18 protein-coding genes are annotated in these 13,363 nt (G+C 62.1%); 10 read left to right on the top strand and 8 right to left on the bottom strand.

All coding sequences use genetic code 11. The features are described 5' to 3' along the window. The 3 genes from EN984_RS05555 to EN984_RS05545 form a co-directional block, all read left to right on the top strand. On the top strand, window positions 1–528 hold a 528-nt coding region (locus tag EN984_RS05555), incomplete at its 5' end, for a WYL domain-containing protein (RefSeq protein WP_127383657.1). 71 nt (window positions 529–599) lie between these two features. Further along, the gene (locus tag EN984_RS05550) at window positions 600–995 is read left to right on the top strand and encodes a VOC family protein (RefSeq protein WP_127271653.1); all 396 of its coding nucleotides are present in this window, start codon (window positions 600–602) and stop codon (window positions 993–995) included. Then, the gene (locus EN984_RS05545; RefSeq protein WP_127271652.1) at window positions 992–1,429 is read left to right on the top strand and encodes an EVE domain-containing protein; all 438 of its coding nucleotides are present in this window, start codon (window positions 992–994) and stop codon (window positions 1,427–1,429) included. The genes EN984_RS05550 and EN984_RS05545 overlap by 4 nt, the downstream gene beginning before the upstream one ends. On the opposite strand, the gene EN984_RS05540 is transcribed toward EN984_RS05545, so the two are convergent. From EN984_RS05540 to sppA, 4 genes are all read right to left on the bottom strand, one after another. Next, a complete protein-coding gene (locus EN984_RS05540) occupies window positions 1,426–2,391 on the bottom strand; it encodes an ornithine cyclodeaminase family protein (RefSeq protein WP_127272543.1) in 966 nt (321 codons plus the stop codon). The two genes, EN984_RS05545 and EN984_RS05540, sit on opposite strands and share 4 nt — an antisense overlap. 37 nt (window positions 2,392–2,428) lie before the next feature. Next, window positions 2,429–2,833 carry a LapA family protein gene (locus EN984_RS05535; RefSeq protein WP_127272544.1) on the bottom strand — a complete coding sequence of 135 codons (405 nt, stop codon included), beginning with the start codon at window positions 2,831–2,833 and terminating at the stop codon, window positions 2,429–2,431. A gap of 57 nt (window positions 2,834–2,890) precedes the next feature. Continuing rightward, the gene (locus EN984_RS05530) at window positions 2,891–3,175 is read right to left on the bottom strand and encodes an integration host factor subunit beta (protein ID WP_006200394.1); all 285 of its coding nucleotides are present in this window, start codon (window positions 3,173–3,175) and stop codon (window positions 2,891–2,893) included. 82 nt (window positions 3,176–3,257) lie between these two features. Continuing rightward, entirely contained in the window at window positions 3,258–4,214 is a 957-nt protein-coding gene (sppA, locus tag EN984_RS05525; RefSeq protein WP_127269998.1) for a signal peptide peptidase SppA, read from the bottom strand. A gap of 401 nt (window positions 4,215–4,615) precedes the next feature. Here sppA and lptC point away from each other — a divergent pair, with 401 nt between their 5' ends. The 6 genes from lptC (at window position 4,616) to ptsN (ending at window position 9,980) form a co-directional block, all read left to right on the top strand. Then, a complete protein-coding gene (gene lptC / locus EN984_RS05520; RefSeq protein ID WP_127269996.1) occupies window positions 4,616–5,329 on the top strand; it encodes an LPS export ABC transporter periplasmic protein LptC in 714 nt (237 codons plus the stop codon). Beyond that, entirely contained in the window at window positions 5,316–5,897 is a 582-nt protein-coding gene (locus EN984_RS05515) for an LptA/OstA family protein (protein WP_127269994.1), read from the top strand. The genes lptC and EN984_RS05515 overlap by 14 nt, the downstream gene beginning before the upstream one ends. Then, window positions 5,897–6,715 carry an LPS export ABC transporter ATP-binding protein gene (gene lptB, locus EN984_RS05510; protein ID WP_013529586.1) on the top strand — a complete coding sequence of 273 codons (819 nt, stop codon included), beginning with the start codon at window positions 5,897–5,899 and terminating at the stop codon, window positions 6,713–6,715. The genes EN984_RS05515 and lptB overlap by 1 nt, the downstream gene beginning before the upstream one ends. Before the next feature lie 322 nt (window positions 6,716–7,037). After that, complete coding sequence (rpoN, locus tag EN984_RS05505; RefSeq protein WP_127267109.1) at window positions 7,038–8,564, top strand: RNA polymerase factor sigma-54; 1,527 nt, start codon at window positions 7,038–7,040, stop codon at window positions 8,562–8,564. Window positions 8,565–8,828: 264 nt separating this feature from the next. Continuing rightward, on the top strand, window positions 8,829–9,413 hold the full coding sequence (gene raiA, locus EN984_RS05500) for a ribosome-associated translation inhibitor RaiA (RefSeq protein WP_013529588.1): 585 nt from the start codon (window positions 8,829–8,831) through the stop codon (window positions 9,411–9,413). Window positions 9,414–9,515: 102 nt separating this feature from the next. Then, window positions 9,516–9,980: a PTS IIA-like nitrogen regulatory protein PtsN gene (gene ptsN / locus EN984_RS05495; RefSeq protein WP_013529589.1), complete on the top strand. Its 465-nt coding sequence runs from the start codon at window positions 9,516–9,518 to the stop codon at window positions 9,978–9,980. Between the two features lie 66 nt (window positions 9,981–10,046). On the opposite strand, the gene EN984_RS05490 is transcribed toward ptsN, so the two are convergent. Further along, on the bottom strand, window positions 10,047–10,301 hold the full coding sequence (locus EN984_RS05490) for a DUF1150 family protein (RefSeq protein ID WP_023760740.1): 255 nt from the start codon (window positions 10,299–10,301) through the stop codon (window positions 10,047–10,049). A gap of 120 nt (window positions 10,302–10,421) precedes the next feature. Next, window positions 10,422–10,847, bottom strand: a complete 426-nt coding sequence (locus tag EN984_RS05485; RefSeq protein ID WP_023760739.1) for an Hsp20 family protein — start codon at window positions 10,845–10,847, stop codon at window positions 10,422–10,424. Between the two features lie 315 nt (window positions 10,848–11,162). Here EN984_RS05485 and EN984_RS05480 point away from each other — a divergent pair, with 315 nt between their 5' ends. Next, complete coding sequence (locus EN984_RS05480; protein WP_127267108.1) at window positions 11,163–12,104, top strand: nucleoside hydrolase; 942 nt, start codon at window positions 11,163–11,165, stop codon at window positions 12,102–12,104. 164 nt (window positions 12,105–12,268) lie between these two features. On the opposite strand, the gene EN984_RS05475 is transcribed toward EN984_RS05480, so the two are convergent. Beyond that, entirely contained in the window at window positions 12,269–12,580 is a 312-nt protein-coding gene (locus EN984_RS05475) for a hypothetical protein (RefSeq protein WP_127267107.1), read from the bottom strand. 110 nt (window positions 12,581–12,690) lie between these two features. Further along, window positions 12,691–13,305 carry a LysE family translocator gene (locus tag EN984_RS05470; protein ID WP_127267106.1) on the bottom strand — a complete coding sequence of 205 codons (615 nt, stop codon included), beginning with the start codon at window positions 13,303–13,305 and terminating at the stop codon, window positions 12,691–12,693. Window positions 13,306–13,363: the final 58 nt, after the last annotated feature.

Below are 13,363 nucleotides of genomic sequence, written 5' to 3'. Positions count from 1 at the left end.
GGTGTCGGTTATGTGCTCAAGCCCGGCTTCATGCTGCCGCCGCGGATGTTCAGCGACGAGGAGATCGAAGCCATCGTGCTCGGCTCGCGCTGGGTCGCCAAGCAGCCGGACCAGCGTCTCTCGGCCGCCGCTGCCAACGCGTTGGCCAAGATCGCCGCCGTCCTGCCGGACGATCTGCGCGAGGATCTCGACGCGAGCACACTGCTGGTCGGCCCTCCCGCCGCAGTCATCGAAAGCATCGATCTTGGTCTGGTGCGGCAGGCCATCCGCAACGAGCGCAAGCTTGGCTTTCTCTACCGCGACGCCGGCGGCGCTGCGTCCGAGCGTGTCGTGTGGCCATTTGCGCTGGGCTTCTTCGACAAGGTGCGGGTGGTGGTGGCGTGGTGCGAGATGCGGCACGATTTCCGGCATTTTCGCGCCGATCGCATCGCCGAGCTCCAAGCGACAAACACGCGCTATCCGCGCCGTCGCCAGGCGCTGCTCAAGGAGTGGCGGACGACGCTCGACAAGCCTCGTGGTTCGAGATGACTGCTGCCATGATCTGACAGTAGCTCATCTTATGGTCGCCAAGTCGAAGCACCGAACCTTGGAGAGCAGATATGGCCACCCCGAATTTCATCATCCTCTATGTCGACCAGCCGCTTGAGAGCGGCGCCTTCTACAGCGCGCTGCTCGGCCGTGAGCCGGTCGAAAGTTCGCCGACCTTCGTGCTGTTCGTGCTCGATGCCGGCTTCAAGTTCGGCCTGTGGTCGCGCCATACGGTGGAGCCGGCAGCCGCCATGTCAGGCGGTGGCGCCGAAATCGTCTTTGCGCTGGATACGCCCGATGCGGTCGATGCCGCCCATGCCGACTGGTCCGGGCGCGGGCTGAATATCCTGCAGACGCCAACCGACATGGATTTCGGCCGTACTTTTGTCGCGCTCGATCCCGACAATCATCGCCTGCGCGTCTATTGGCTGTCCGATGGCGAACAGGCCAATGGTAACCAGAGATGAGCGCGTACTGGATCGCCGTGGCGTCGGCCGAACATGTCCGGCGGGGTCGCGCAGCCGGCTTCATGCAGGTCAACCACGGCAAGGCGGCACCGCTGCGTCGCGTCAAGCCAGGCGATGGCATCGTCTACTACTCGCCGAACACTGTTTTGGGCGAGAAAGATGGCCTGCGGGCCTTCACCGCGATCGGCATCGTGCGGGAAGGCGAGCCCTATCAGGGCGATATGGGCGCCGGCTTCACACCCTTCCGCCGCGATGTGGCGTGGGCCAAGGCCGAGGAAGCGCCGATCAAGCCGCTGCTCGACAGGCTGGACTTCACCATGGCCAAGTCGAACTGGGGTTATCAGCTTCGCTTTGGCCTTTTCGAAATCGGGGATCACGATTTTCGTGTGATCGCCGACGCGATGAGCGCCAAAATGGCTGTACCGGCGAACTAGGCCGTGAGCGCCTTGTAGACGGCAATGCCGGCGGCAAGATCCTCGAGCGCCGCGCCGACCGACTTGAACAGCGTGATCTCACCGGCGCTCTCGCGACCCTTCTTCTGGCCGCGCGCCAATTCGTGCAGATCGGCGACGATGGTTTCCGGCTTCAGCACGCCGGAGGCCAGCGGCTGGACGATGTCGCCGGCTTCCTTGGTGGCGCCGGCGCGGGTGTCGACATAGACGCGGGCGAGCCTGATCGCGTCGTCGTCGCTCTCGCGCATCGTCGGCGTAAAGCCTCCGACCAGGTCGACATGGGTTCCCGGCTGCAACAGCGCACCCTTGATCAGCGGCGTCGTCGTGATCGTCGCCGAGGAGACGATGTCGGCCTGCCCAAGCTCGGCATCGAGATCGCTCGCCGCGCTGGCTGCAAAACCCTCGGCGCGCAGATCGGCCGCGACCTTCTCGGCATTGGCCGGGGTGCGGTTCCAGATGCGGATGGTCTTGATCGGCCGTACGGCCGAGTGCGCCTTGGCGAGGAAGGGCGACAGCGCGCCGGCGCCGACCACCAGCAGCCGCGAGGCATCGTCGCGGGCGAGATAGGAGGCCGCAAGCGCCGAAGCACAGGCGGTGCGCCACTGTGTCAGCCGCTGGCCGTCGATCAAGGCCTCAGGTTCGCCGGTGGCGCCATTGAGCAGGAGATAGAGCCCCATCACCGCCGGCTTGCCGATGGCATTGTTGTCGGGGGACACGGTGACGATCTTGACGCCGATGTGACCGCCGGCCGATGTGCCGGCCGCGTTGAGGTCGGTCCAGGCGGGCATCAAGAGCAGGGTGGAGGCCGCGCCATCTGGCCGCTCGATCGTATGATGATGCCTGACCGGCTGCACCGCGCCGTCGCGAAACGCCATGCGCAGCGTCTCGACCAGCCCGGCAAAGCTCAGCGCATGGTCGACCTCTGCGGCCGAAATGGTCAGCATGAAGAACTCCGTGGGGACAAAACCGCCGACGGGCGGCTCAAGCGGTCGGCTTCGGCAATGCGGACCCATGGGCGGACCCATGGGCGGACCCTTGGGCGGACCCTTGGGTGGAGCCTGGGGCCGTTCCCAGAGCCGGGCTTTGCGGTGCCGCCGGCGCACGGCTGACCGCCTGGCGCAGGTTCTCGGCCTCGACGCCGCGCTGGCGCGCCAGCTTGCGATAGCGGCCCTGCTTGACCCAGGTTGCCAGGCTGCCGACGATCATGCCGATGGCGAGTGCCAGGAACAGGAAAATGAACAGCGGCAAAGTCAGGGTCAGCTTCGGATTGCCGGGGTTGAACGGATCGAGCGTGAAGGCGACCAGTTCGCGGTTGGCAACGGCGAGTGCGATCAGGATGATCGCCAGGGGCACGAAGATCGCGATGAGGATGAAGCGATTGAACATGATGTTTTCCGTCGGAAGCTGGCCTGTCCGAAAGGCCGTCAGGCGCTGACGTCGCGCCTACTTGCCGCCGTTCAGCCTTTCACGCAGTTCCTTGCCGGTCTTGAAGAACGGCACCCACTTCTCCTCGACCTCGACGGATTCGCCGGTGCGCGGATTGCGGCCGGTGCGGGCGGGACGGTTCTTCACCGAAAAAGCGCCGAAGCCTCGCAACTCGACCCGGTTGCCTTCGGCAAGGGCGTCGGTGATTTCATCGAAGATGGCGCCGACGATGTTTTCGACGTCGCGCAGGAAAAGATGCGGATTGCGCGTGGCAATAATCTGCACAAGTTCGGACTTGATCATGAGACGGGTCCCCGTGAAAGCAGTGCGGTCAAAATTATGAGGATGATTTTATTTGCTTTTTTCACTTGCCCCAAACGGCGTCTCAAGGGTGCCAGACGGAAACGAGACCGTCAAGAAACAAGCGGTCGGCTCCGAGTTCATGGATGACGTCGCCACTGTAGGCGGGCAGGCCGAGCGCACTGCCGATGGTTTGCGCCATCGCTTTCGAGAACAGGAAGCCGCCGCGCTGTTCGGTATCCTTCCACTCGACGACCTTGAGCTTGGCATCGACGCCCTTGGTCGCCAGCCAGTCGACCGCTACCGCCTCGCCGCCGACGGCGTCGATCAGCCCGTTGGCTACGCCCTGACGCCCGGTGAATATCGAGCCGTCGGCAAGCGCCAGCGCTTGTTCGCGGGTCATCTTGCGGCGTTCGGCGACGATGTCGACGAACCAGTTATAACTGTCGAGGATGAGTTTGCGAACCATGGCACGCTCGTCGTCATTGGTCGGCTTGAAGGGAGAGGGTGCGGCTTTCAGCGGCGAGGATTTCACCTCCTCCAGCTTGACGCCGAGTTTGTCCATCAGGCCGCTGACGTCGGGATACTGGATCAGCACGCCGATCGAGCCGACGATCGAGGTCTTGCGGGCAACGATGTGATCGGCGGCACTGGCGATCATATAGCCCGCCGATGCGGCGAGCGTGCCGACTTCCGCCACCACCGGCTTGTCGGCGGCCAGCTTGCGCACTTCTTCATAGATCGACTCACCACCGACGGTGGTGCCGCCAGGCGAATCGATCGACAGGATCACGCCCTTCACCTTCGATGAAAGACGGATGGTTTCCAGCCGCTTGATCAGTTCCTCGTCCTCGGTGATCGTGCCTTCGATCTTGACCTTGGCAATATGGTCGACCGTCGAGCCGCCGAAATCGTCGCCATAGAACCAGGTTGAAAGCGCAATCACCCCAAGGGCTACGATGCCTATGGCGACGACGCGCCAGAATGTCAGCTTGCGCCGCAAACGGCGGCGGTCGATCAGGTCGTCGGCTCTCAGTGCCATGGTCAGCCTTTCAGTCGGCGGGAGGAGACGCTTTTAGACCATGATCCGCCCATCTGGAAGCAGTTCTCTTTTGCGTATGGCGAGACAAGTCAGCACCTGGACGTGAGGTAGCCATCCCCGTCGACAGTCGGCCGGCCTCGGCTAGGCGCTCTACAAGTATTGGCCTGCTCACATGTTTGTGCAATCGCCCCAGGTCGGCGACGAGACCGACGACGGATAAATTTTACGCCGCGTGTCTGTTTCTGCTATGGAGAACACGCAGTTGTGCGGACCTCGTTTTCGTCTGTACAAAGGCGGCTGTCACATTTTTGCAGTTTTCGTGGGCTTGTGCTTGCTTGAAAGCGCCGGCGTCCCACCTATAGGCGGTGCTCAAGGGTGGGCAGGGTTAAAGAAAGCAGTGAATGTTAGCGCGACCGATTGAACCGACCAACGCCGAGGCGGTGTTGGCTCCCCCGGCGGACGGCCGGACGCGCGGCGACGCTTTCGACCGTGCACAGCGTCATTCGCGCCGCGTGCGCGTTCTCAAATTTGCCGTGCCGGTGGCCGCGGCACTGATAGCGGTCGCTTTCCCGGTCTATTCCTATCTCGCCGCACCCGTCGCCGTGAAGGTTCAGGCGGAAGGCACTGCCTTTTCCAACGGCAAGCTGGTGATGGCCAATCCCAAGCTCAACGGTTTCACCAAGCAGAAGCAGCCTTATTCGATGACGGCGCTGCGTGCCATTCAGGATGTCAGCACGCAAGGTATCATCGAGCTGGAAGGCATCGACGCCAAGGTGCCGATCGCGCCCGACAATGTGGCGGCGGTCAAGGCCTCGCACGGCACCTACGATCGCGACGGCAATACGATGAATTTGACCAGCGACGTGACGATCACCACGACCGACGGCATGCAGGCCAAGTTCAAATCGGTCTTCCTCGACATGGGCAAAGGCACTATGAAGACGGGAGATCCCGTCGATGTCAGCCGTGGCGGGTCGCGGATCACGGCGGATACGATGTCGGTCCAGGACAATGGCAAGGTTCTGGTTTTCGAGAACAAGGTGCGCGTCAACATCGATTCCACCGCCTTGAAGGCGGCACAGGGAAACAGCGGAGAAACCAATGCGGCTCAGTAGTTCGACGCGGCTCGCGGCTGCAACTTCAGCGTTGCTGCTGCTCGGACTCGGGCCGTCATCGGCGCAGACGACCAGTCAATCAGGCCTCAAACTGTCCGGCGACAAGCCGATCCAGATCGAGAGCGACAAGCTGGAAGTCCGCCAGGCCGACAGTGTCGCCATCTTCACGGGCAATGTCAGTGTCGTCCAGGGGCCGACATTGATGAAGGCCGGCAAGATGACGGTCTACTACGTCAAGGACCCCAACGCCGCTGCCAAGGGCACCGAGGCCGCGGGTGCGGCGATGACGGGCTCGGCCAACATCGATCACCTGGAGATCTCCGACAAGGTTTACATCAAGTCGGATGCGCAGGTCGCGACAGGCGATCAAGGCAGCTTCGATATGAAGAGCCAGGTGCTGGTGCTTTCGGGCAAAAAGGTCGTTCTGTCGCAAAACGACAACATTCTGGTGGGCTGCAAGCTTACCGTGCAGATGAAAAGCGGGCTGGCTCAGGTGGATCCATGCGCTGGGCAACGCGTCCAGATGTCGATCACGCCGCCGCCGAAATCGGGAGCGACGAACCCCTGATGGCCAGCCTGTCGTCGCTGACGGCGCGTCTTCCGGGACGGGCCGCCGGCAAGCTTTCGGCGCCGGCCACGGTGACCGTCGATGCGGGAAAGTTCAAGGGAACCCTGATCGCCAAGGGGCTGACCAAGAGCTACAAGGGCCGCAAGGTCGTCAGCGGCGTCACCATCGGCGTGCGCGCCGGCGAGGCCGTTGGGCTGCTCGGCCCCAACGGCGCCGGCAAGACGACCTGTTTTTACATGGTTACCGGCCTCGTGCCGGTGGATGAAGGCACGATCGAGATCGACGGCTTCGACGTCACGTCGATGCCGATGTACCGTCGCGCACGCCTCGGCATCGGCTATCTGCCGCAGGAAGCGTCGATCTTCCGCGGTCTCAATGTCGAGCAGAATATCCGCGCGGTGCTGGAAGTGGTCGAAAAGGACCGCAAGGTGCGCGAGCGCAATCTCGACGAACTGCTCGAGGAATTCCACATCAGCCATCTGCGCAAGGCGCCATCCATGTCGCTTTCGGGCGGCGAGCGGCGACGCCTGGAAATCGCGCGAGCGCTGGCGACGCGTCCGGCTTACATGCTGCTCGACGAGCCTTTCGCAGGCATCGATCCGATCGCCGTCGCCGATATCCAGCAACTGGTGCGCCACCTGACGGCGCGCGGCATCGGCGTCCTCATCACCGATCACAATGTGCGCGAAACGCTCGGCCTCATCGACCGCGCCTACATCATCCATGCCGGCCAGGTGCTGACCCATGGAAGGGCCGACGAGGTGGTGGCAAACCCCGATGTGCGGCGACTTTACCTCGGCGAGGGTTTTACGCTCTGAACGGTTCGTCGTTTCACGGAAAACGCCAATCCGCTCCGTCTTTTCGTCTTGACGCAATCCCAAGGGAAAGCGCTATGCGCTTTTCCCGGGAAAGCGGTCTCTCACTTTTCCTGGAATTGCTCTGAGCGTGAAATTTGTTTCCTGACACGATTTTTCCGGTTCGAGCGGCGCTTTTTCTCGATTTTGCTCCGGGATAACGCTCCGGTAAGCGGGTTTTGCTACCAATTGCCTTGACAAGCAAAAGCCGGGCCAGTTTTATGGCCGGCTGCAAAATTCTTGCCCGGAAGTCGGGATGCGTAGACGAGGCGTTTGAAACCGAACCATGGCGTTGGCGGCCAAACTACAGCTACGACAATCGCAGTCGCTGGTGATGACGCCGCAGCTGATGCAGTCGATTCGGCTGCTGCAGTTCACCCATGTCGAGCTTGAGCATTTCATCGACGAGGAAATCGAGCGCAATCCGCTGCTGGAGCGCGCCGAGCCGCAGGACGATGCCGCCAGCGACCAGGCGCAGAAGATCGAGGCGGAGCCGCAAGCCACCGCCGAAGGCGACTGGTTCGAAAACGAGACGCAGTGGAGCGCCGAGGCGATCTCGGACAAGCTCGACACGTCGCTGGAAAACCTGTTCCCCGACGACCCGGGGACCAGCGAGCGGCTCGGTCCCGACCTGACGGCACAATGGAAATCGGCTTCGGGCAATGGCGCGGGTTCCTCATCCGAGTGGTTTGACGCCGGCGATATGGCGACTGCTGCGATCACGCTGCGCGACCATGTCGGTGAACAGGTGGCGCTAGCCTTCACTGACCCGGCTGCACGGCTGATCGCCGCCGAACTCGCCGACGGCCTTGACGAGACCGGCTATCTGCGTGCCGACCTGGCCGAGATCGCCGCTCGTCTCGGTGCGGATGCCGCTGCCGTGGCGAAGGTGCTGGCGGTGTGTCAGACCTTCGAGCCGGCCGGCCTGTTTGCCCGCGACCTGGCCGAATGCCTGTCGCTGCAACTTGCGGTGCGCAACCGGCTCGATCCGGCGATGAAGGCGCTGGTCGCCAATCTCGAACTCCTGGCACGACGTGATTTTCATGCATTGAAACGGATATGCGGTGTCGACGAGGAGGATCTGCTCGACATGCTGGCGGAGATCCGGGCGCTCGATCCCCGGCCGGGCATGGCGTTTTCGGGCGGCGCCAGCGACGCGATCGTCGCCGATGTCGAGGTGCGCGCGGCCAATGACGGCAGCTGGACGGTCGAACTCAATGCCGAAACGCTGCCGCGGGTCTTGGTCGACCATATCTATTTCGCCCAGGTCTCACCGCAGGCCAAGAACCAGGCGGAAAAGGATTTTCTGGCCGAATGCCTGCAGAATGCAAACTGGCTGACGCGCAGCCTCGACCAGCGGGCAAAGACCATCCTCAAGGTCGCCTCGGAAATCGTTCGCCAGCAGGATGCCTTCCTCGTCCATGGCGTGCGGCAGCTGAAGCCGCTCAATCTGCGCACGGTGGCCGACGCCATCGGCATGCACGAATCGACGGTCAGCCGGGTCACAGCCAACAAATACATGCTGACGCCGCGCGGCGTGTTCGAGCTTCGCTACTTCTTCACCGCCTCGATCGCCGCGTCGGGCGGCGGCGATGCGCATTCCTCGGAAGCCGTGCGTGACCGCATCAAGCAGTTGATCGACGAGGAAAAACCCGTCGACGTGCTTTCCGACGACGCGATCGTCGACATGTTGCGCGAAAGTGGCGTCGACATTGCAAGACGTACGGTCGCCAAGTACCGGGAAGGCATGAATATCCCCTCTTCGGTGCAGCGCCGACGCGAGAAACGGGCGATGGCCAGCGCCGGGCGCTGAGCGGGTCGATTTTCCACAGGCCGGCACTTCATTGACAAGCCGCGGTGAAGTGGCTAGAAGCCCGCCCGCATGAGACGGGCTAGATGCCCGCATGCGGATGGTCCGTCACGACGTTGGCCTCGGGACGGTCAAAGGGCGGCTTGTGATCAACCGGAAAGTTTGGATTTAAAATCGGCGCAAGTGACGCCGCAAAGCTTGTGCGCACGGATCACGAGTATAAACTCGGGCCAGTTTGAAGCCTGAGCAAGGAAGGTCAGTTTTCAGATGAATCTGCGCATATCGGGAAAACACATGGATATCGGCGATGCGTTTCGGACACGCATCAATGATCGCGTCGGCGAAGCGATCGGCAAATATTTCGATCGCGGCTTTGCCGGACATGTCACGGTCATCAAATCGGGCTCGCGCTATTCGGCGGACTGCATGATCCGGCTGGATTCCGGCGCTTCGCTGCAGGCCACCGGCGATGCCCAGGATCCGACGCTAGCCTTCGAGGCGGCGGCGGACCGTCTGGAAACCCGCCTGAGGCGCTACAAGCGCAGGCTGAAATCGCACAATTCGGGCGCCGCCAACGGCCAGCCGACCGACATCGCCTACACGGTGATGGCGCCGCTTGCCGATGACGACGAGGACATTCCGGAGAATTTCGCGCCCGCCATCGTCGCCGAATCAACCATGACGCTGAAGACCATGTCGGTGGCGTCGGCGGTCATCGAACTCGACACCAAGGACAGCCCGGTCTTTGTCTTCCGCAATGCGGGAACCGACCATCTCAACATCGTCTATCGCCGACCCGATGGAAATATCGGCTGGATCGACCCGTCGACGACCAAGGTCGCGCAAGCGTGACGACAAAGGTCGCACGGTGACGACAAGGGTCGCACGGCAATAAGAGCCGGCCGCACGAGGGGTGGGGACTGGTGACGGCAGGCGAACAAGGGATTTTCTAGCATGGATCTGAGCGATCTTATCAACGTTCCGGCGATACTGCCGGCGTTGAAGGCGAACTCCAAGAAGCAGCTGCTGCAACTGCTGTCCGAACGGGCAGCGGCGATTTCCGGCATTCCGGAGCGGGAGGTGTTCGACACCATCCTGCAGCGTGAGCGCCTGGGTTCGACCGGCGTCGGCAACGGCATCGCCATTCCGCACGGCAAGCTGGCCGGCGTGAAACGCATCGCAGGTGTTTTCGCCCGGCTGGAGACGCCTGTCGATTTCGAATCGCTGGACGATCAGCCCGTCGATCTGGTGTTTCTGCTGCTGGCGCCGGAAGGGGCGGGCGCCGACCACCTCAAGGCACTGTCGCGCATCGCGCGGGTCCTGCGCGATGCCGACACGGTGGCCAAGATCAGGGGTACGCGCGACGCCGCCGCTATCCACGCGCTGTTGTCGGACACCCAGGCTTCGCACGCGGCCTGAATTTCGAGAATGATATCGCTAAAGGGCCGCCATGGGCGGCCCTTTCCGTTTCAGCCGGAATCGCTGTCAATGAATGGCGACGGTGGTCAGGTCGTTTTCCATGGCGCCGGCCAGAGCGCGGTCACGCGCATCGGAAAGCAGGATCGGCTGGCCATTGGCGGCAAACAAGGCCCACAGTTCCATGCCGGGGGCGATTTCGCCGAGATTGGGGAAACGGCCGAGCAATTCGTCGCTCGAGACCTTTCTGAGATAAGCGACCGAGCCTTCGCCGAGATGAGCGAATTCGCCATTGGTCATGGTGATGTTTTCAGTTCTGGTCATTTCAAAGCCTCCTTGGCGCGAGGACGCCGCTCAAGGCCATCCCGCATGAGAGCCATTTCAATTTGCTGCATCGTGCTTTCGGAAGTCGGAGCCGATTTCCGGCCGATGCAGTGGTAAAGATCAGTCTTTCACCGATATGTTTATTTTCCGTACCAGCCGTTCGGACTCCGGCCGATCGAGGTCGATCGACAAAAGACCGTTCTTCAACTCCGCCGCGATCACCCGCATGCCGTCGGCCAGCACGAAACAGCGCTGGAACTGGCGCGCGGCGATGCCGCGATGAAGAAATTCGCGCTCGGTGTCGTCGGTCTGACGGCCGCGCACGACCAACTGGTTTTCCTCCGTGGTGACATCGAGATCGCTTTCGGCGAAACCGGCGACCGCCAATGTAATGCGCAACCTTTCGGTCTTGCCGTCGGCGCCGCTGAGGCGTTCGATGTTGTAGGGAGGGTAGCTGTCGCCGGATTTCGCCAGGCGTTCCAGGGTCTTTTCCATGGCGTCGAAACCAAGGAGAAGCGGGCTGGAAAAGGGCGTCATTCGGCTCATGTTACACTGTCCTCTCAAGAGCGACATAAAGTGGAAAAACCCAGATGGCATTTTTCCCGATGGCCTTGATATGGTCCGCCCCGCGACCAAGTTCAAGCCGTCAACAGACCCGCTCAAAAAGACCAGGCGTGGACTCACAGGAATGACCGACATGGCGCTTGAAACGGCGAGCAGATGCAAGGAGAAGCGCGCAGGTCGGGAATTGTCTTTCCCGGTCGAGCGGTTCGACATGGCAGCTCGCGACCGCTTCGGCGTCATTTGGATGTTTCGATCGGATCGGTTCAAGCCCACGACCTCGCCAAACAAGGAATTGAAATGCCCCAATCACGCAAGATCATCATCGACACGGATCCCGGTCAGGATGATGCCGTCGCCATATTGCTGGCGCTCGGCAGCTCCGAACTGGAGATCGTCGGCATATCAGCCGTTGCCGGAAACGTGCCGCTGAAGCTTACCGAAAAGAATGCCCGCAAGATCTGCGAGTTGGCCGGCCGTCCGGACATCAAGGTCTATGCCGGCGCCATCCGGCCCCTGATGCGCGAACTGGTCACCGCCGAGGAAGTGCATGGCAAGACCGGTCTCAACGGACCGCAATTGCCAGAACCGACGATGAAGCTGCAGGACCGGTACGCGGTCGATTTCATCGTCGAGACGCTGATGGGGGAAGAAAGCGGCACGATCACGCTTTGTGCGCTCGGCCCGCTCACCAACATTGCGCTGGCGCTGATCCGCGAGCCGCGCATTGCACCGCGCATCAAGGAAATCGTGCTGATGGGCGGCGGCTTCTTCGAGGGCGGCAATGTCACCCCGACCGCCGAATTCAACATCTATGTCGATCCGCAGGCCGCCGATGTCGTGTTCAAATCCGGTATTCCGATCGTGATGATGCCCCTCGACGTCACCCATAAGGCGCTGACCACCGCCAAGCGCACGCAAACCTTCCGCGCGCTCGGCACCAAGGTCGGCACCGCCACCGCCGAGATGCTGGAATTCTTCGAGCGCTTCGACGAGGAGAAATACGGCACCGACGGCGGCCCGCTGCACGACCCTTGCGTCATCGCCTATCTGTTAAAGCCTGACCTGTTCAAGGGCCGCAACTGCAACGTCAGCGTGGAAACCGCCTCGGAACTGACCATGGGCATGACCGTGATCGACTGGTGGGGCGTCACCAAGCGGCCAAAGAACGCCATGGTGATGCGCGACATCGACCATGACGGATTTTTCGCGCTACTGGTGGAGAGGCTGGGGCGGCTGTGAGCCTCCTTCTCCCCGTTTACGGGGAGAAGGTGCCGGCAGGCGGGTGAGGGGCGGCACAAACGTTGAGATTCTGCTTGCGCCCTCGGCGCTGCCCCTCACCCTATCGCTTCGCGACCACCCCATCCCCCGTAACCGGGGCGAGGGAAGAGGCGCCAGCCGCCAGTTCACTCTGGAAACCGATAAAAGATCGTTCCATTGTCGCGCGTGACGCGTTCAATGCTTATGCGCGAGCCGATCAGATGCAGGCGTTTGTCCTTGATGAGAACAGACGGACCGTTCTCGACAGAGACCAGATAGATGCCGACGCGGTCCCACTGGACACTTCTGACCATTGCGTCGACGGTGACGACCGACCGGATTGGGCTTGCCATATTCGTCCACTTGAGCGGATCAAGGACCAACACCGCCGCAAACAAAGCAACAATCAGGATCACGCCCAGCACGTGCCCTTTCACATCCGCAAAAGTCCACGACATCGACGTGAATCCCCCAACCGCCGATTCATGTGGTGGACAGAAGGCCGACTTTCAATCGGCCTCCCTGTTTCAGGAAATTGCTGTTAGAGTCCCGGCTTGTCGGCGCGCTGTTACTTTGCCTTTGAAAGCGCCAGCCACAGGCCGCCGCCGACCATGAAGCTGCCGCTGATCCTCGACAAAAGCTTGATGCGGCCGGCCGACAGCAGGCGCCCGGCGCGGCCGGCGGCCAGCGCATAGGTCGAATCCGAGAAGGCGGCGAAGATCATGGCGGTCAGGCCCATGATGGCGATCTGCAGCGAGTAGTTGCCTTGCGGCGAAATGAACTGCGGAAAGAAGGCGCCGAAGAAGATCAACGTCTTGGGGTTGCTGAGCGCCACCAGCAGGCCCTGCAGGAAGAAGCCGCCGCGCGGTTTCCTGGCCGTTCCATCGGCGTTCAGCGTGCCTTTGGAACGGAACATCTGCACACCCATCCAGATCAGATAGGCGGCGCCGATCAGCCGCACCCACTCGAACCAGTGGCCCATGCCCGAGATCAGTGTGTTGAGGCCGATGCCGACGATGGCGATCATCACGGCAAGCCCTGCCTGCGTGCCGGCGACATTGGCGAGACCGGCGCGGGAGCCATGGCGGATGCTGTTGGCGATGATCAGCGTGACCGTTGGGCCGGGCACCAGGATGATGACGATGCAAGCCAGGACATAGGCGGCGTAGAGTTCGAGCGACATGACTTTTCCCCAGGAATGCCGCCGATGCGGCGCGGCTTGAGGACAATCAATGCATAGC

The organism is Mesorhizobium sp. M7A.F.Ca.CA.004.12.1.1 (assembly GCF_003997835.1).
Taxonomy (GTDB): Bacteria; Pseudomonadota; Alphaproteobacteria; order Rhizobiales; family Rhizobiaceae; genus Mesorhizobium.
Note: the sequence above shows the minus strand (reverse complement) of the source record. Positions and strands in the feature narration are given on the sequence as shown.